Origin of the sequence: Halalkalibacter alkaliphilus (assembly GCF_023555415.1) — a bacterium.
Taxonomy (GTDB): Bacteria; Bacillota; Bacilli; order Bacillales; family Bacillaceae_D; genus Halalkalibacter; species Halalkalibacter alkaliphilus.
The window spans coordinates 1-18029 of the sequence record NZ_JAKRYL010000029.1 but is presented as its reverse complement, the minus strand read 5'-3'; the positions used below and the strand labels follow the sequence as shown (position 1 = coordinate 18029).

The 18029-nt window shown below is 35.2% G+C and carries 18 protein-coding genes and 1 riboswitch; of the genes, 3 read left to right on the top strand and 15 right to left on the bottom strand.

Features of this window, described 5'->3' with window-relative positions; translation table 11 throughout:
• Nucleotides 1-321: 321 nt before the first annotated feature.
• From MF646_RS20145 to gltC, 4 genes are all read right to left on the bottom strand, one after another.
• Nucleotides 322-501, bottom strand: coding sequence for a hypothetical protein (locus tag MF646_RS20145; protein WP_250098298.1), 180 nt, complete (start codon nucleotides 499-501; stop codon nucleotides 322-324).
• Between the two features lie 381 nt (nucleotides 502-882).
• The gene (locus MF646_RS20140; RefSeq protein ID WP_338035521.1) at nucleotides 883-1257 is read right to left on the bottom strand and encodes an EamA family transporter; all 375 of its coding nucleotides are present in this window, start codon (nucleotides 1255-1257) and stop codon (nucleotides 883-885) included.
• Nucleotides 1258-1277: 20 nt separating this feature from the next.
• A complete protein-coding gene (locus tag MF646_RS20135; protein ID WP_250098296.1) occupies nucleotides 1278-1721 on the bottom strand; it encodes a DMT family transporter in 444 nt (147 codons plus the stop codon).
• A 68-nt stretch (nucleotides 1722-1789) separates the two neighbouring features.
• A complete protein-coding gene (gene gltC, locus MF646_RS20130; protein ID WP_250098295.1) occupies nucleotides 1790-2689 on the bottom strand; it encodes a glutamate biosynthesis transcriptional regulator GltC in 900 nt (299 codons plus the stop codon).
• 177 nt (nucleotides 2690-2866) lie between these two features.
• Between gltC and gdhA the strand changes: the two genes are divergently transcribed.
• Entirely contained in the window at nucleotides 2867-4249 is a 1383-nt protein-coding gene (gene gdhA / locus MF646_RS20125; protein ID WP_250098294.1) for an NADP-specific glutamate dehydrogenase, read from the top strand.
• Between the two features lie 162 nt (nucleotides 4250-4411).
• Here gdhA and MF646_RS20120 read toward each other — a convergent pair whose 3' ends face one another.
• The 9 genes from MF646_RS20120 to gndA form a co-directional block, all read right to left on the bottom strand.
• Nucleotides 4412-4696, bottom strand: a complete 285-nt coding sequence (locus tag MF646_RS20120; protein ID WP_250098293.1) for a hypothetical protein — start codon at nucleotides 4694-4696, stop codon at nucleotides 4412-4414.
• A gap of 153 nt (nucleotides 4697-4849) precedes the next feature.
• Nucleotides 4850-5773 carry a S66 peptidase family protein gene (locus tag MF646_RS20115; RefSeq protein ID WP_250098292.1) on the bottom strand — a complete coding sequence of 308 codons (924 nt, stop codon included), beginning with the start codon at nucleotides 5771-5773 and terminating at the stop codon, nucleotides 4850-4852.
• Nucleotides 5774-6078: 305 nt separating this feature from the next.
• On the bottom strand, nucleotides 6079-6495 hold the full coding sequence (locus MF646_RS20110) for a peptide-methionine (S)-S-oxide reductase (RefSeq protein WP_250098291.1): 417 nt from the start codon (nucleotides 6493-6495) through the stop codon (nucleotides 6079-6081).
• A gap of 59 nt (nucleotides 6496-6554) precedes the next feature.
• Nucleotides 6555-6668: riboswitch (SAM riboswitch) on the bottom strand.
• Between the two features lie 269 nt (nucleotides 6669-6937).
• Nucleotides 6938-8539 (bottom strand): glutathione ABC transporter substrate-binding protein, encoded by a 1602-nt coding sequence (locus MF646_RS20105; RefSeq protein ID WP_250098290.1) that lies wholly within the window; start codon nucleotides 8537-8539, stop codon nucleotides 6938-6940.
• 149 nt (nucleotides 8540-8688) lie between these two features.
• The gene (locus MF646_RS20100; RefSeq protein WP_250098289.1) at nucleotides 8689-8832 is read right to left on the bottom strand and encodes a hypothetical protein; all 144 of its coding nucleotides are present in this window, start codon (nucleotides 8830-8832) and stop codon (nucleotides 8689-8691) included.
• 176 nt (nucleotides 8833-9008) lie between these two features.
• Nucleotides 9009-11153, bottom strand: a complete 2145-nt coding sequence (locus MF646_RS20095; protein ID WP_250098288.1) for an ATP-dependent Clp protease ATP-binding subunit — start codon at nucleotides 11151-11153, stop codon at nucleotides 9009-9011.
• Nucleotides 11154-11316: 163 nt separating this feature from the next.
• Complete coding sequence (locus MF646_RS20090) at nucleotides 11317-11913, bottom strand: YdcF family protein (RefSeq protein ID WP_250098287.1); 597 nt, start codon at nucleotides 11911-11913, stop codon at nucleotides 11317-11319.
• Between the two features lie 71 nt (nucleotides 11914-11984).
• Nucleotides 11985-13676, bottom strand: a complete 1692-nt coding sequence (locus MF646_RS20085) for a M3 family oligoendopeptidase (protein WP_250098286.1) — start codon at nucleotides 13674-13676, stop codon at nucleotides 11985-11987.
• Between the two features lie 119 nt (nucleotides 13677-13795).
• Nucleotides 13796-15205, bottom strand: coding sequence for an NADP-dependent phosphogluconate dehydrogenase (gene gndA / locus MF646_RS20080; RefSeq protein WP_250098285.1), 1410 nt, complete (start codon nucleotides 15203-15205; stop codon nucleotides 13796-13798).
• Between the two features lie 324 nt (nucleotides 15206-15529).
• On the opposite strand from gndA, the gene MF646_RS20075 reads away from it, so the two are divergent.
• Nucleotides 15530-16024: a ribonuclease H-like YkuK family protein gene (locus MF646_RS20075; protein ID WP_250098338.1), complete on the top strand. Its 495-nt coding sequence runs from the start codon at nucleotides 15530-15532 to the stop codon at nucleotides 16022-16024.
• Between the two features lie 11 nt (nucleotides 16025-16035).
• Here MF646_RS20075 and MF646_RS20070 read toward each other — a convergent pair whose 3' ends face one another.
• A complete protein-coding gene (locus MF646_RS20070) occupies nucleotides 16036-16944 on the bottom strand; it encodes a PhzF family phenazine biosynthesis protein (protein ID WP_250098284.1) in 909 nt (302 codons plus the stop codon).
• A 135-nt stretch (nucleotides 16945-17079) separates the two neighbouring features.
• Complete coding sequence (locus MF646_RS20065) at nucleotides 17080-17304, bottom strand: hypothetical protein (protein WP_250098283.1); 225 nt, start codon at nucleotides 17302-17304, stop codon at nucleotides 17080-17082.
• Nucleotides 17305-17532: 228 nt separating this feature from the next.
• Between MF646_RS20065 and MF646_RS20060 the strand changes: the two genes are divergently transcribed.
• Entirely contained in the window at nucleotides 17533-17841 is a 309-nt protein-coding gene (locus MF646_RS20060; protein ID WP_250098282.1) for a hypothetical protein, read from the top strand.
• Nucleotides 17842-18029: the final 188 nt, after the last annotated feature.

Sequence of the window (18029 nt, the reverse complement as noted above, 5' to 3'; positions counted from 1 at the left end):
ATTTTTCACAAGGTGTGGATTCGTACAGAATGACCTTAAATTCGTGTATAGAAAAAGGATATGGAGTAATCATATTCGAATGAAAAGGAGGAGCATTTGTTGGAGGGTGGCACGGTGCAGAGGACTTTCCTATAAATCGATTTTCATAAGAGCGACATTTATACATGTGTACATTTTCATGGAAGTGTACATAAGGTCAACACTACACGCATTCATAAAAACAGAAATAAGCAACCGAATTATAATAATAATCGGTTGCTTATTTCTGTAGTGTTGTTATTTTCTATTGAAAATACAATATTTACCTCTAGGTAATTAAAGTTAGATCGTTTTTCTCAATTTAGCGTTCTGATTCATGTTAGCATGAAAACCATTATATTTCTTGTTTACTTCTTCTATTTTTTTCTTTAACTTTTCCTCGTCTAAATCTGGTGCTACGTACTCTTCGTAGATGACCTTCTTTTGCCATTCAGTCCACTTTCTGTCCACTTTTTTAAACATCTTTTCATCCACCTCTGTCATATGCTTTAGTTTATGTTACGAAATTCATAAAGCTCAAATAAAAATGCAGAATATTCCAACTATTATTCACACAGTAATCTTATCGGCCTGCTTACTTTTCTAACAAAACGATCGATGTCGATCTAAATTGTTTCTACTTGTATTTTAATTTTGTAAATCAATCTTATCAATATGGATAAAAGATAGGATTAATATCAAAATGATATGAATTATAAAAGCATGGGAAATTCAAATAACAAAAGCGATGCCCTCTTTATTTGAGCATCGCACTTTTAATCAAAAAAATTTGTAGGTCAATTTGTGGATAAAGTTAATAGACTGTTAGAACCATAAATCGAAGAGAAGAATATACGCTCCCCCCTAAAAAACTATTTTTGTATAGTTAAGATAACAGAAAAAAATATTAGGATAATGCCAAAAATCAACAGAAATAGCCACAACTGGCTCGATAGTTGAAAGAATGGCTGCCTTACTTGATTCGACGTATTTTAAGCCGATCGTATAGACAATATAAGCTAACACTGTTACAAAAAATGCAAGACCAATACCATATATCAAGACTTGACTCTCAAGAAATAATTCTTTTTTCACCCATAATGAACTTGTTGGTAAAAGAAACAAAGCACCAAGCAGCATCGAATAGAATGTAATCGTTAAAGCGTGATATTTTTGACTGACCACTTTTCCAAATATTATATACAATGAATAAAAAAATCCTGCACCAACCCCTACAATAATTGTGTTAGCACTGACATTCAGACTATCGGTTGGTAAAATCCAACTGTAAAACTACAACCAATTATTACCACAACTAAAGCAGCTACCTTATTTATGTTCAATGATTCTTTGAAGAGAATTCTTGATATTAAAGTTACAAAAACAGGTGCAGTATACAAAAGTACGACCGCTATCGATAAATTTGCTTGTTCAATAGTAGTAAAAAAACAATAGTTAAAAAATGCGATACTTGCAATTCCTGTACCAATAAAAAATCCAATATCTTGCGTTTTTATTTTCAATAGATTACGATCATAAAACAGTAAAAACAATCCTAATATGAGTGTTGAAAATATGAGGCGTATCCCTACAACTTCCCATGGAATAAATTCAAAGGAGTATAAATGCTGAACAAATAAACCAGTTAATCCCCATAAACTAGCACCTACCATCACTAAAAAATAAGCATTAATTTTTGACAACGTTTATCACCTTCAGGATTATTTCTTAATTAGATATTGTTCATTGCTATACTACTTTTGCCTTTTAATCACAACATATCCCTTCCTTTGAAAAAGGTTATGAGAAACTCATAAAATAACTTTTCTGTAGGTAATAACTGTCGTTCACTTGGTACAAGAATCCCCACGGTACGAGTTACAGACGGCTTAATAACAGGTATTTTCACGGTTGCATGTGGTACACTGTCAACTAATGTAATTTCAGGTATTAACGTAATACCCAAACCTGCCGATACCAATCCCTTTAGCGCATCTATATCATCTCCCTCGAATGCAATCTTTGGATTAAACCCTGACTGCGAACAAGCTTCCACTATAAGATCTCTCAAAACAAAACCTTTTGGTAATAAAATAAATGACTCGTCTTGTAGTTCATTTAACGTTAGCGATTGTCTATCTGCCAAAGGGTGATTTTGAGGCAATAGCGCAACAACCCTCTCTGTAAATAGAATTTTGCTTTTCACCTTTTTGTTTTCCTCTGGTAGAGGACCGATCATTGCCATATTAAAATCCCCATTAATAACACCAAAAATTAAATTCCGATATGTAGCTTGTTTAAGTTGAAATTTTGCCTTTGGATACTTCTCTCGAAAAGCAACAATTGCACTAGGTAGTGTATATGCTGCCATGCTAATAGGGTATGCAATCCGAATCGTCCCTTGTTCTGGGTCTAAGTACTCTTCCACTTCTATACGTGCATTATCAATGACATTCATTGCTTGCTTCATTCTCTCTAGAAACATTTCTCCAATGGGTGTTACCTTTACTCTTCTTCCTTTTCTTATAAATAAATCAACTCCTAATTCCGATTCTAAATTGGATATTTGTCGACTAACAGCTGATTGAGCAACGTGTAGAGCATCTGCGGCCTCTGTAACATGTTCTCGTTTTGCAACTTCCATAAAATATCTAATTTGTCTCAATTCCATTTCGGTCCCTCACCTTTCATCTCATTTTGGCATTAAATTTATCTCTTTTCTATATTGTTCAGAACATTTATAAATTATAAGATATACCATAACAGAAAAATTAACAAACAATCGTAAAGTATTTTTTAATTTACTTTATGATTGTAATATAACTATTTTTTAGCTTGGGGGTAAAACATGTCTACATTAATACAACAACAGAATCAAGAAACACAATTCGCAAAATGTTACGTCGACGATGTTTATAACTTAGTAAAGAAGCGTAATCCAAATGAAAGCGAATTTCACCAAGCAGTAAAGGAAGTTTTTGACTCTTTAGTTCCAGTACTTGCTTCTAATCCAAAATATATTGAACACGGGATTCTTGAAAGAATGGTAGAGCCAGAGCGTGTCATCAGCTTTCAGGTTCCTTGGGTCGATGATCAAGGCATGGTACAAGTAAACCGAGGTTTTCGTGTCCAATTTAATAGTGCAATAGGTCCGTACAAAGGTGGCCTTCGTTTCCATCCATCAGTAAATGCAAGTATTATTAAATTCCTTGGTTTTGAGCAAATTTTCAAAAATTCCTTAACTGGTCAGCCAATTGGCGGTGGTAAAGGTGGATCTGACTTCGATCCAAAAGGAAAATCTGACAAAGAGATTATGCGATTTACACAAAGCTTCATGAGTGAACTCTCAAAATATATTGGTCCTGACGTCGATGTGCCTGCTGGAGATATCGGGGTAGGTGCTAGAGAAATTGGGTATATGTTTGGCCAATATAAAAAGATGCGTGGTGGTTTTCAAGCTGGTGTCTTAACAGGGAAAGGTTTGGCTTATGGTGGCAGTTTAGGCAGAAAAGAAGCAACAGGTTATGGAACTGTTTATTTTGTTGAAGAAATGCTGAAAGATAAAGGGTTTAGCTTAAAAGGTAGCACAGTTGTCGTATCAGGTTCTGGTAATGTATCTATCTATGCTATCGAAAAAGCGCAACAGCTTGGCGGAAATGTAGTTGCTTGTAGTGATTCAAGTGGGTATATTTTTGATCCACAAGGTATAAATGTTGATACTGTTAAACAATTAAAAGAAGTTGAAGGTAAACGAATTAGTGAGTATGTCCAAGAACACCCTCACGCTCAGTTTACTCCAGGATGCTCAGGTATTTGGTCGATTCCTTGTGATATCGCTTTACCTTGTGCCACACAAAATGAAATCGATGAAATAGCTGCCAACTTATTAGTATCCAATGGAGTAATTGCTATCGGCGAAGGTGCTAATATGCCTTCAACGTTAGAAGCAATAGAAATATTCCATGCTAATAAAGTACTATTTGGTCCGGCTAAGGCTGTAAATGCTGGTGGGGTTGCTGTTTCAGCGTTAGAAATGGCGCAAAATAGTATGAGACTATCTTGGACACTTGAAGAAGTTGATGAGAAGCTCCAAGACATAATGAAAAATATTTATAGAAATAGTATTGAAGCTTCACATGAGTATAATGCTCCTGGAAACCTTGTTGTTGGTGCAAATATTGCTGGTTTCAAAAAAGTTGCTGATGCCATGATTTCACAGGGAATTATCTAGTTTCATAAAAAATAGGACTTACACTAGTAAGCCCTATTTTTTATGGTTAATAAGAAAGATTTCTAAACCGAATCATTTACCAAAACTGAGTTTAATGTTTTCTAATATATAAGTGATAAGAGTTAGAATTATGGGGTGTCTTATTTAGAGACACCCTCCATTCTACTTAAAAATTTCTTTGTGCTCTTCTTTTATAGTATTAAGTGTGTCACTAATAGATTCGTGATCAATATCCAACCGATAACTACAAATTGTCTGTAACAGATCCCCTTTTCCGTACCCATGAAAAATGTATATGATTTCTTCCGTGCCCTGATTTCTTTCTTCAACTCTGTTCTCCTTAATCAAAGCCTCAATGTTTTCAAATTTTTCATAGACAACATAGTAATTTACTTTTGTCTCATCAACAAAATATTGTTTTGATTCAATTAAATTATGAATTTCCACTCATAATCCACCTCTCTATTATTAGGAGTATACTACAATAAAAAAATACCATAGAGAGTAACTTGAGTATAGATTACATAAATAAATTGATTATTTTGTATTTAAAATCATATTGTTCATTTTTTTCATGAAATAAAACTGATTAATCCAAACTTAAACAGAAACAGTTGATTCAAGAACAGTTAATGTATTTTCTATTGTATTAAGATTAACAGATGCACCTATTGGAATAGTAGCTTTATAATTTCCATGTCCTGTAGCAAGGTTGACCATGAGAGGTTTTCCTAAGGGTACTAACCAATCCCTTATTAAATCTGCATACGTAGTACCATAAGCCACAGGACAAGTGGTGCATTCTCCCATTATAATACCAATACAATCTTGGAGCTTTCCTGACATTGATAGCTGAGTAAAGTAGCGATAAATCATTGTCGTAGGAGAATTGATTTCTTCTAAGAAAAGTATTTTCCCTTTTGTATCAATTTCATATGGTGTACCCAGTGTATTAATAAGCGATGTCATATTTCCTCCTACTATGGGACCTGTTACATTACCTTGTACTAAACTCATTAGTGGTATATTCGGTGGGTTCTGGATAGACCTAGGAGAAATTGCGGTAGAAGTAGCTTGAAAGAATTGATTATAATTATAAGATGGAGTATCTGCTCTAAAATCACCAAGCATTAGGCTGTGAAACGTAATTAAGTTACTAAATTGATTCAAAATATTAAGTAGTACGGTAATGTCACTATAACCAGAAATGATTTTAGGGTTATCTCTTATTACATCGTAGTCTAGATACGGGAGAATGGTCTGCACCCCAGTCCCTCCACGTGTTGCTAGTATCATCTTAACATTTGGATCTGTGAACATGCTCATAATATCTTCGGCTCTTTTTTCTGCCGATGAAGCTACGATGCCCTCAAATGAATAAACGTTTCTGCCAAAAGCAATATTAAAACCCATATCTCTAATTGTTTGAGCTCTAGTATTTATTATATTAGCATCAAGAGGGCTCCCAGCTGTAACCAATCCAATCGTATCTCCTCTTTGTAACACTGGTGGTCTTATAGCCATTTTTATCCTCCCTTGTCTTCGCTGTTCTAAAACCGTTAGAGTTTTATGTTCTATATATAAATATATGAAAACATATTTATTTTATAAACACTTTTTTAAATGGACTATAAAATCGTACGCAAACGAGTTACAACTTGAAGGCTGGTAGTTATGATCGTTCAAGAAGTGATTCATTCTCCCCCCTTTTGTCAATCATACAACCAGCCATGTCAAATGATTTTTACTTTTCATGATCAAACGATTCATGCAGCTTTCCATCAGCCTTTCATTACCATTCATAAAAACCTAACTAAGAATGAGACTTATTATGATATTAATTTAATATCTTTCCCTGTATCATTATGTTCAAACTCCGGAATAATTTCTGTGATCATTTCATCTTTAAAAACTTGTATTAGCTGGTTTTTCTTTTGTTTGGCTATCTTTAATTGGCTAAAATTAGTAAAGAAAATATAAGATTGATTCTTACATTCCTGACCATTTTTAATGGTTGGGTTATGCAAATCAAAAAACAAATCTAATAATTCATTATAGGATACTTTCCAAGGATCAAACCAAATTTCTACAATATCTACATTCTTTTCTTTTAATTGTTTAACTTGAATATACTCAATACCACGAAAATCTGTAATAAAAGCCTTTTGACTGAAAAATTCACTTGCACCAAACACTGCTCTTTCCATTAATGTTCGCTCCTTTTGAGCGATAATTCTTCTATCCATCAAAAAAACCTCTCTAATAATTTTAAAGAGAGGTTAGTATGTATTATTAAAATACATTTCTCTCATCTTTCAAAGGTTATACCTTTGCAGGAATTAGCACCGTTCAAGTCATTAATTTAACTTGAGGTTGCCGGGTTTCATAGGGCCTGTCCCTCTACCACTCTGGATAAGAAGTTTATCGCTATTTATTTTTTAAAATATTTAACAACTTTATTGTTTTTAATAATATCAATCTCTAATGCAATATTCAAGTAATATTTTTAAAAGTATTAAAAAATTCACCTTTGATTGAGAAATGCTTCTAGGTGAGGTCTTCATATCCTTACGTTTTTTATTAATTACAAATAAATATATCAACTGTTGCTGAAAACAATGCCAAAATAAAATAAACGAAAAAAGCAGTCTCTTAAGATCAACCTCAAGAGACTGCTTTATCCAATAATTAACGATTTAAGGTTACATCACGTAAGAAGAAATAACCACTTGGGTATTGCCAAAATCCTTCAACATCTGAACGTACAGCTGAGATGTTATCAGGGAAGTATAAATATGCATATGGAGATTCTTCAGCTAGTTTGTTTTGAACTTGTGCATATAAATCAATTCGAGTTTCTGGATCTATTTCTTGTCTAGCCGCATCAAGGAGTTCATCCAAATCTTCGTTTACAATACGAGAGCGATTTCCTGGTGGTCCAATATTTTTGGAATGGAATACTGCGTATAGACCATAGTCAGCATCTATAGTCACTGTTCCCCAGCTTCCTAAGAAAATTTCCATTTGGCCTAAACCAGCTCGTTCTATATAGGTTCCGAACTCATACGTATCAATGTTAACATTTACACCGATTTCTGCTAGTTGAGATTGAAGTGCAACAGCTAAGTCTTGGCGCTCACGCTCATCATCTGTTAACAACGTAACATCAAAACCATCAGGATAACCTGCTTCTGCAAGAAGTTCTTTTGCTTGTTCAATATCATACTCAATAGTATCGACACCTTCACTATAACCGTATACACCTGGAGCAATCGGAGTATCTGCTGGAATTCCAACACCATCTAAAATTCCTTCAACTAAGGCATTTTTATCTACAGCCATGTGTAGCGCACGACGAACGTTTACATCGTTTAACGGTTCTACTTCAGTATTAAAACCAAGGTAAACCATTCTCGTGCTATTAACTTGTTCAACAATAGTATCAGGATTGCTCTCGACACGAGAAACATCACTAGGAGAAACAGTAAAATTAATATCAATTTCCCCTGTTTCTAGCTCAGCAATACGCGTTAAGCTTTCAGGGATTACCTTAAAAGTCACTGTGTCCACTTTCGCTTGTTCTTCATGCCAGTAATCTTCGTTTTTAGAAAGAGATACTGAGTTTCCAGGCTGTTGGCTCTCAAATTTGAAATAACCTGTACCTGATGGTTGTTCATTTGCTGCTGCGAATGGATTCTCTCCATTTGCAAGGTCTTCATATGATTGCTCAATTAATTGCGGACTGATAATACTACCAGCAGTATGAGCTAAATGAGCTGGTAGTGGAGCGAATGGAAACTCCGTCTCAATATGTACAGTGAATTCATCAACTACACGAACATCTGTTACCATTCCAAATAAAAATGCAACAGGCGCTGCAACTTCTGGATCACGCACACGGTCAAGGCTTAACTTAACAGCTTCCGCATTTAGTTCCGTTCCGTCATGAAACGTAACACCTTCACGGATTTTCGCCTCCCAAACCGTATCTTCAATTTGTTCGAGCGATTCAGCTAACCCTGGTTGAATTTCTGAATTTTGATCCATATAAACAAGGCGATCATAAATAGTTGCATTGATTGTGTTAGCAACTGTTTCGTTCGCACCATGTGGATCTAACGAAACAGGATCAGATACAACACCGATATTAAGGTTTCCCCCACCAATTGTAGGAGTTGATTCGTTATCAGTGTTAGAACCCTCATTTGTTGAATCATTGCTACAAGCAGCAACAAAACCGACAACTAGAGCAAGCATGATGAAGAAAAACTTCGTTGAAATGCGCTTCATGTAAATCCCCCTTATTATTATTAAACTACAAGAAAAATTATAGTATAATAATTTGAGTGATGTCAATTTAATACAGGAAATTACGGATATTTACATGTATTAGTAAGTTCAGTTTCAGAGATGACTTGGAAGGCAACTTATTATAGTAGTTATTTTCGGTTGTGTTTTGTCATTTCCTCACGCAATTTTATTATTTCTTCCGTTTGCTTTAATATATTATTATTCACTTTTCTTATTGCGTCATAAATAGCAAAGAGACCTGTGAATAGTAAAATAGCAATTAATAACTCCATAAACACTCCCTCTTCTTTTGTTAATGACATGTTAAAAGTATAACATTATGAATATTATGTAAGTAAATTATTATGTCCAAATGTAACAAAAGACAACGAGGATGTCATCAAGTTCACTGTAAAAGGTCTACTTTCATTTTTTTAGTGAACTCGTCATCCAACGTTGTCATTAAATTTTATTTACCCTCTACCTTAATCTCATTGTCCATAATATCAACCGTAAACATAGTAATCTTCTCATCGCTGTTAATTAAAATCGACGTAATTTGATCTTCAACATGTTCTTGAATTGCCCTGCGCAATGGGCGAGCTCCAAATGCTTGATGGTACCCTAGCTCAGCAATTCTTTCTTTAGCCGCTTCTGTAACAGTCACTGATAATCCTTGCTCCGTAAGTGTAACTTGTAAATCCTCTAGCATAATATCAATAATCTTAATGAGATTCTCTTTTTCTAGGTGATTAAATACAATAATTGAATCAATACGGTTTAAAAATTCAGGTTTAAAGTAATCTCGTAAGCTGTCAAGAATGCTTTGAGTTTTGAGGACACTTTCACCTTCTGATTCGTTAAAACCGATGGCACCTAATTTCTTATCATTCACACCCGCATTTGACGTCATAATGATAACAGTTTCATTAAAGTTGACCACTCTTCCTTGACTGTCAGTTAATCGGCCATCTTCCATGATTTGTAGAAACATATTCATAACATCCGGGTGAGCTTTTTCAATTTCATCAAGAAGAATTATCGAATATGGGTTTCTTCTCACTTGCTCTGTTAATTGACCTGCTTCATCATGTCCTACATACCCAGGAGGTGAACCGATTAATTTAGAAACGGAATGCTTTTCCATATATTCACTCATATCAAGGCGAATCATTGAATCTTTGCTTCCAAATAACTCTGCAGCAAGAGTTTTTGTTAACTCCGTTTTACCTGTACCAGTGGGACCGACAAATAAGAAAGAAGCAGTTGGACGAGTTTTGGATTTCAACCCTACTCGAGCTCGTAGAATTGCTTTTGCTACTTTTTCAATTGCTTTTTCTTGTCCAATTACTTTCTTAGTTAAATTCCCTTGTAGGTCCTTCATTTTCGACTGCTCAGATTTTTGAAGCTTTTTCACAGGAATCCCTGTACTTTTTTCAATGATATCTTGAATGTGCTCAATGGTTACTTCTGTCACAGGTTCAATAATATCATTATCTAATTTCTTTTTTAGTTCGAGTTCTTCATCTCGCAAGCGTGCTGCTTTCTCATAATCTTCTTGTTTTGTTGCTGCTTCCTTTTCACGAGTGAGATCATCCAACCGTTTTTCTAACTTGCCTTTGTCTGTTATACCTTGCGTGAGGTTTAATTTTGAACCAGCTTCATCTAACAGATCAATCGCTTTATCTGGTAAGAAGCGATCTTGGATGTAACGATCTGATAATGATACACATGCTTTTAATACATCATCAGAGTATTTTACATTGTGATAGTTTTCGTAAATAGGACGTATTCCTTTTAAAATTTCAAAAGCTTCTTCTGAAGTTGGTTCTTTGACGACAACAGGTTGGAAGCGACGTTCTAGTGCTGGATCTTTCTCAATCATTCGATATTCTTTTAATGTTGTTGCACCAATGATTTGGAACTCTCCTCTTGCTAATGATGGCTTTAGAATATTCCCTGCATCCATTGAACCTTCTGATGAGCTACCTGCTCCCACCAGCATATGAAGTTCGTCAATAAAGAGAATCACATTCTCTCGTTGTTTTAATTCTGTCACTAATCGTTGCATTTTCTCTTCAAATTGACCACGGTAGCTTGTACCTGCCACAAGAGAACTAATATCTAGAACATATACTTCTTTATTTAAAAGCTTAGCTGGAACTTCCCCTTTAACAATCTTTAAGGCAAAGCCTTCTGCAATTGCTGTCTTTCCGACACCTGCTTCTCCAATTAAGACAGGATTGTTTTTTGAACGACGATTAAGTACTTCAATCACACGTTCAATTTCTTTTTCTCGCCCAATCACAGCATCAATTCGACCTTGTCTAGCTTCATCTGACAAGTTGCGGCCATGTTGATCTAGGAATCCATCTCCGTTATGGCTTGGAGCTTCCTCTTTTACTTGTTGTTGGGTAAAACCGTGATTAGATCCTGACATACTTTCTAGCATGAACCCTTTAAAGAAGTCATCTAAATGATATGATGACATTCCAAATTGTTTTTGTGTTTGTTGATAACAATCAGAACATAAAGCAAGTTGCTTTTTCGTTTGATTAATCATTACATTTACTTTTACGTTTGCTTGTTTACTCTGACATTTGTTACAAATCATTTCTAGTTCCTCCTTTTGACTTTGACTATATTTGACCAATTATATAAAAAGAAAAGCCGTTGATGGCTGTAATGTATTGACGATCTATAATCATTATATTTGACCATATTTGACTTTTCAAGTGTGAAGTTTGATCTTTTTTGACCAAATAAAGAATTAACCACTATAAGATGAGTAAATATAAATTCAAATTTCTCGTAAAAAAATACTTTGTAATTGCTAAATATTCTCTTAAATAAGATTGCAGCAAAACAGTTCTTGGTGTTTTAGCGGGCAGTCCGGTAACGTCTAATTGTTGATCTTGTGCAATCATTGTCGCTCGGTAAACATGGTAACGGTTCGTAACAACAAGTCCTTTTTTAGATATAGCAGGAATGTGTTTTTTCGATAAACGAATGTTTTCCACTGTAGAAGTAGACTCATCCTCAAGAAAAATACGCGATTCTTCTATTCCTTTCCTCATTAATTCCGTTTTAATAGCCTCAGCCTCTGTTATGTCCTCACCAGGCCCTTGTCCACCGGTTGCTATTACTACCACATCTTCGTTTTCTAATACATACTCAGCCGCAGCTTCGATTCGATATTTAAGGGATAAAGATGGTTCGGCTCCTTTTACCCTTGCTCCTAATATAATGACATAATCAATGTCTCCCTCAATTTCGATATGACTGTAACGTATGATTTGAATATGTAATAAACAAACATAAATAAAAAATATTAAACTAGAAATCAGTATTATGATTAGACTCTTTTTCCCCATATCCCTATTCCCTTTCTATAAGGTCTCCTCAAACAAAAAGAGTTGTCATACAACTGACAACTCTTTTTGATTTACTGTAACTGTTCTAATTCTTGTTCTAAAAAAACCATTAATTCTTGTATCATCAAATCTGAAAAATCAAAGCGAATCCCTGCCGCCTCATATACTTCAGGTAAAGATTTCGATGAACCGAGAGCTAATGCTTTTTTATAATTTTCAAGTGCTTGTTCTGGATTTTCTCGGTATTGTTTGTACATTTGGACTGCTCCTAGTTGGGCAATTACATATTCTATATAATAAAATGGCACCTCAAAAATATGAAGAACACGCAACCAAGCCGTTTGTTGCCATTTCTCATAACCATTCCAATTCACCACATTTGAATCTATATCTAACATCAGTTCTTTGTACTTTCTATCGCGTTCATCAGATGTATGGTCTGGATTTTCATACATCCAATGCTGGAACTGATCGATGATCATCCCTAGAGGAAGAAAATCGATTATTCCTTTTAACTGCTCTTTCTTTGCACGTATAAGATCTGCCTCATCTTCATAAAAGAGATTCCACTGGTCCATAGTCAAAAGCTCCATTGACATACTTGCTAATTCTGCTGATTCCATTGGTGTCTCACGATAGTCTCCAATTGGTTGCTTTCTCATTAAGTCATTATGAATACAATGCCCCATTTCGTGAAGCAAAGTAATCATATCATCTTGTGTCCTTGATGCATTCATAAAAATAAACGAAAGCTGTGATACAGGTAGATTAGAACAAAAACCGCCTGGCGCTTTGCCTTTTCGACTATTTAAATCAAGCATCCCACGTTCATCCATCGTTGTTAGAAGTTCAGCAAAACGTGGATCAAGGTTTCCAAGGATAACCTTCGACTTTTCAATAAGCTCCTTAGTTGTTGTAAAAGGCTGTAATGGCTTTTGCCCTTGTGGAACACCCTGTCTATCCCATGGTTTATACGTGTCAACACCTAGTTCACTCTTATGCTGTTTCTGTAATTTTTCTTTGAGCGGTTTGACATACTTACGAATTGATTCTGCTAATTTTTTACAATCCTGTGGTGAATAATCAAAGCGCTCATATTTTTTAAACATATAATCTCTGTAATTCGTTAGCCCTGTGTTTTGAGCTTTTTGATGACGTAACACAATAAGCTCATTCATAATTTGTTGAAGCTCTGCTTCCTTGAAGAGGATGGCTTCAGATATTAAAGTAAGAGCTTTTTTCCTCGTATCACGATCAGGGGCTTGTATGTATGGAGAAAGTTCACTTAATGTCAGTTCTTCATTACCCCATTGAACGGTTAGCCCTCCTGTATGTTCAAAATAATTCGTTGCAAGTGCATCTTCTTTTACTTCTAATTCAATATTTTCTAATCTAAAAATTTCTTTTGCATTTTGTTTTCTTTTAATCAACTGTTTATACAAAACAGGGTCTAATTGGCAGTTTGCCTTAGAAGATAAAAATGCCTCATCAAATAAAGAATTATATTTCTTAAAAAGGGGATCAATGACACTTTGATCATGCTCAAAAATCTCTTTTGCCTCTTTAGAGTCACTTTGACATTGAAAGTCGATGTAATGCCCAGACATTGCTTCCTCAATGGCATCAAATAGCTCTGACTGTTTTTTAAGCCATGATTCTAATTCCTCTACAGTGTCCGTAGATTCCTGTAGCAATGCATCAAACATTTCCGCTATTTTCTTAGGTTCTTTAAAATTCAGTTTCTCTACATAAAATGTTGACATGAATCATCCTCCTTTTCAAGTAAACTCATCGTACCAGAATACGATGTAATTATAAATACAAATTTATCCAAACAAAAAAAGGCAGCCTCGACTAAGTCGAAGCCACCTTTCACAATTTATTATTTTTCCATCCAGTTTGTATGGAATGTTCCTTCTTTATCAATACGTTGATACGTATGAGCACCAAAGTAATCTCTTTGCGCTTGTAGAAGGTTAGCTGGAAGTGTTTCTGTACGATAGCTGTCAAAGTATGCTAACGCACTTGCAAGACCTGGAACAGGAATTCCAAGCTTAACAGCTGTAGCTACTACGTCACGAGCAGCTTCTTGGTAGCTTTCTACGATTTCTTTGAAGTAAGGATCTAGTAAAAGATTTGTTAAGTTTGCATCACGATCGTACGCTTCCTTGATGTTTTGTAAGAAACGAGCACGGATAATGCAACCACCTCTAAAGATCATAGAGATATTTCCTAAGTTTAAGTTCCAATCATACTCTTCAGAAGCTACTTTCATTTGAGCAAACCCTTGAGCATAAGAACAAATTTTGCTTAAGTATAATGCTTTACGGATTTTTTCAACAAATTCTTTTTTATCGCCTTCAAACGTAGTGTTCGGTCCGCTTAGAATTTTGCTTGCTTTCACACGCTCTTCTTTCATCGCTGAAATAAAACGAGAGAAAACAGATTCTGTAATGATTGATAACGGTACACCTAGATCAAGCGCACTTTGGCTTGTCCATTTTCCAGTCCCTTTTTGACCAGCTGTATCTAAAATAACATCAACCATAGGCTTTCCTGTTTCATCGTCCATCTTAGTGAAGATGTCTTTAGTGATCTCAATTAGGTAACTATCAAGTTCTCCTTCATTCCACTCTTTAAATGTTTCATGTAATTCCTGTGCACTTAGTCCAAGAACGTCTTTCATAAGGTGGTAAGATTCACAAATTAACTGCATATCTCCATATTCAATTCCGTTATGAACCATTTTTACATAGTGACCAGCACCATCTGGACCGATGTATGTGCAACAAGCATCTCCGCCAACTTTTGCAGAAATATCCTTTAAGATAGGCTCTACAAGATCATATGCTTCTTTTTGTCCACCTGGCATAATAGAAGGCCCTTTAAGCGCTCCTTCTTCACCACCAGATACTCCTGTTCCAATGAAATGAACGCCTGACTCAGCAAGCTCTTTGTTTCTACGACGAGTATCTTCAAAGAACGTGTTTCCACCATCAATTAAAATGTCGCCTTTTTCTAAGTGTGGCAAAAGCTGCTCAATCGTTGCATCTGTAGCAAAGCCAGCTTGTACCATTAATAATATTTTTCTTGGTGCCTCTAGTGAAGCAACAAATTCTTCAATGCTATATGTACCAACGACATTCTTACCTTCTGCTTCTTTCAACATAGTCTCCGTTTTTTCAGAAGATCTGTTAAATACAGAAACACTGTACCCTCTGCTTTCAATGTTAAGCGCTAGGTTACGACCCATTACTGCAAGTCCAATGACTCCAACTTGTTGTTTGCTCATTTCTACCACTCCTAATATTTTCTTTCTTTCTTTAGTGTGCTCGAACTATTCCCATTACATTACATGTTATTTTCTCACAGCAAATATTGTTTTGGGAAAAGTTTTTTTTGAATTCTCTATCTATATTACTACCACTACACATTATGCGCAAACATTTCTTACTGATTTAGTCGAATTTTAGGGATAGTAGCCTTAATTTTCTGATTTCACTAATAAATATAGCTTACTTGCATATGATGGATATTATACCAAGTAAATGTAGGTGATCATTTGAAACAACAAGAAAGGTTACACTACAAGTTTCAAAATTTACAAGAAAAAAGTATGTCGTTTGAACAAGTCTTTAAGCGAATTATTAAATTTATGAAATTAAATCCACGCGGCAATTATCGACTGATGGTTGGAACGGATTCGCAAGTTCATGCACGATGCACGGTTTTTATAACTGGAATCGTGATTCAAAATACTGGGAAAGGTGCTTGGGCTTGCATCCGTAAAATAACGATACCTAAGCCAATGCACCAATTGCATGAACGAATATCGTTAGAAACCACACTAACAGAAGAGATTGTCTCTATGTTTACAGAAGCAAAAAAGAACAAAATGATTGATATTGTCTTACCATACGTATACCAAGGAGCTACATTTTCAATTGAAGGACATATCGATATCGGTTCAGGGAAACGCAATAAAACACGAGAATTTGTAAAAGAAATGGTGGCCCGGTTAGAAACGATGGGGGTTGAACCTAAAATTAAACCAGATGCCTTCGTAGCCTCTAGTTATGCGAATAGATACACAAAAAAAGTTGGCAAATAATCTTTAGATTACTATTCTCCCTCTACTAAAAAAGTACCAGCAATCGTAGGAACTGCCCTACCTCCAACTTTTATGATTGGCTTGTTATCCTCGACATAGATGATAATGTCAATCTTCCCTGGCCTTCCAACTGCATGCCCTTGAGCAATACAAAAGACATGATCTACTTTTGAATTTAAGATTCCTTCGAGTACTAAATAACCAGCTAAAGCCCCATTTGCTGAACCTGTAACAGGATCTTCATGAATTCCTACAGCAGGAGCAAAGTCGCGTGTATAAATCAAGCAATTCTCTTCTTGACTATCAAAAGTAAATAGATGCGTCGTACAGATATTATGGCTTTCGTTATGCTTTTTCAATTTGAGAATCTGTGGTATAGCTTGGTCAATGGCCTTACGTGTTGTGACCGGTATGAGTAGGTGCCAATTTCCAGTATACCCAAGTCTAACAGGATAATTTGTATCAATATCATCCTTAGTTAAACCGACATAGGTTGCTAACTCAGCTAGGTCTGTCTCTATCTTTTTTACTTTGGGTTCTACCTGTTTCATAATAACAGCATGTAATGCGCCTTGCTTAGTAACGAATTCAACCGGAACATGACCGATGTTTGTCTCAAACGTGATCATGTTCTTTTTTTCTGCCCAATCATATACCGTACCAAGTAACCAAGCTGATGCAACGGTGGCATGCCCACAAAAATCAATCTCACTGCTCGGCGTAAAATATCGAATACAAAAATCTGTATTTGTACTTTCTGAGGGGATGAGAAAAGCTGTCTCCGACAAATTAAGCTCTTTTGCGATCGATTGCATCTCAAAAGAGTCAATAGATTCTGCGTTTGGGACCACCCCAGCAGGATTTCCTCCAAACGGTTGATCCGTAAACGCATCAACATGATACACTTTAATACCTTTCATTCAAACCACTCCAATGTAGTTCTTTGTATTTCTATCATAGATGAGTTAAACGTTTCTATCTAGTACTTAAGCCCTTTTTATATTGACACCTAATATATATTACCCCGCTGTTCGCTATCAAAAGCTTCCGAATAATTATCCTTGAGATTTTTCTACCTGTAATTGTTCATTTTGTACTTTAGTCGCTCTTTTTGACTTAATCCAATTTACAATAACTAGTATGAATACGATTGAAAGCCCTATTATACTAGACTGCCAAACATGTTCCGATATCCATTGAAAAATTAGATCAAACCGAGGAATTACCCATAAGAAACTTAAAAACAATGAAAATACAAGGATTTTTAAAAGGTCTGACACTTAGATTCTCCTCTCAAAGTTTGTCCTCATACCACATATATGATAAAAATTAAGTTTTATGCCAGGAACGTTAGAAAATATACGACTGATGGTTTTACTTCTCCATCACTATACTTAATTCATGAAAAAATTCAGGACTGTCCATTTTTAGCATTAGTAATTTAAGCCTATTTCCCACTAATATAGATCATGGTATGATTTGGCTACTTACGAAGAGGTGAAAACAACATGAAATATGTAATTCTTTTAGTTTCATCAATGGTTTACTTGCTTTTGCACACCTCTTTTCCAGTTGAAAAGACCTTTGCAGAAAAAGGCTACGGTCCTGACGCAGTAATTGAAACTAGTCAGTTACACGACTTTCAAGAATTGAAAATACAAAGTATAAAACCTGCATCCCTTACGTTATTCATTTGTTTAATTTTTTTGCCGAAACTAGCAACCTCTGAAAATCATTATGTAACATCAATAAAACATTTCTTATTAGCTGTATTTTATAAGTCGAATTATTTTCAAAATAACATTTATTCCGCATAAATCCCTTGTTGAAAGGAGGAATCAATGTGTTTTGGATTCGTCTAATTACAGTTGCTGTTTTCTCGGCAAGTGCACTGAGCATTTTGTTATATCAAGGAATTGAATTTGCGCAAGCTATGTTTGATTTGTGGAAAAACAAAGCTTAGTCAAGAGAAAGGGGTGTCTCAAAAAGGTTTTGACCTTCTGAG

Coding starts and splice junctions, on each gene's coding strand:
- MF646_RS20145 (WP_250098298.1), bottom strand. CDS start 501: ATGTTTAAAAAAGTGGACAGAAAGTGGACTGAATGGCAAAAGAAGGTC.
- gltC (WP_250098295.1), bottom strand. CDS start 2,689: ATGGAATTGAGACAAATTAGATATTTTATGGAAGTTGCAAAACGAGAA.
- gdhA (WP_250098294.1), top strand. CDS start 2,867: ATGTCTACATTAATACAACAACAGAATCAAGAAACACAATTCGCAAAA.
- MF646_RS20115 (WP_250098292.1), bottom strand. CDS start 5,773: ATGGCTATAAGACCACCAGTGTTACAAAGAGGAGATACGATTGGATTG.
- MF646_RS20110 (WP_250098291.1), bottom strand. CDS start 6,495: ATGGATAGAAGAATTATCGCTCAAAAGGAGCGAACATTAATGGAAAGA.
- MF646_RS20105 (WP_250098290.1), bottom strand. CDS start 8,539: ATGAAGCGCATTTCAACGAAGTTTTTCTTCATCATGCTTGCTCTAGTT.
- MF646_RS20100 (WP_250098289.1), bottom strand. CDS start 8,832: ATGGAGTTATTAATTGCTATTTTACTATTCACAGGTCTCTTTGCTATT.
- MF646_RS20095 (WP_250098288.1), bottom strand. CDS start 11,153: ATGATTTGTAACAAATGTCAGAGTAAACAAGCAAACGTAAAAGTAAAT.
- MF646_RS20090 (WP_250098287.1), bottom strand. CDS start 11,913: ATGGGGAAAAAGAGTCTAATCATAATACTGATTTCTAGTTTAATATTT.
- MF646_RS20085 (WP_250098286.1), bottom strand. CDS start 13,676: ATGTCAACATTTTATGTAGAGAAACTGAATTTTAAAGAACCTAAGAAA.
- gndA (WP_250098285.1), bottom strand. CDS start 15,205: ATGAGCAAACAACAAGTTGGAGTCATTGGACTTGCAGTAATGGGTCGT.
- MF646_RS20075 (WP_250098338.1), top strand. CDS start 15,530: ATGTCGTTTGAACAAGTCTTTAAGCGAATTATTAAATTTATGAAATTA.
- MF646_RS20070 (WP_250098284.1), bottom strand. CDS start 16,944: ATGAAAGGTATTAAAGTGTATCATGTTGATGCGTTTACGGATCAACCG.
- MF646_RS20060 (WP_250098282.1), top strand. CDS start 17,533: ATGAAATATGTAATTCTTTTAGTTTCATCAATGGTTTACTTGCTTTTG.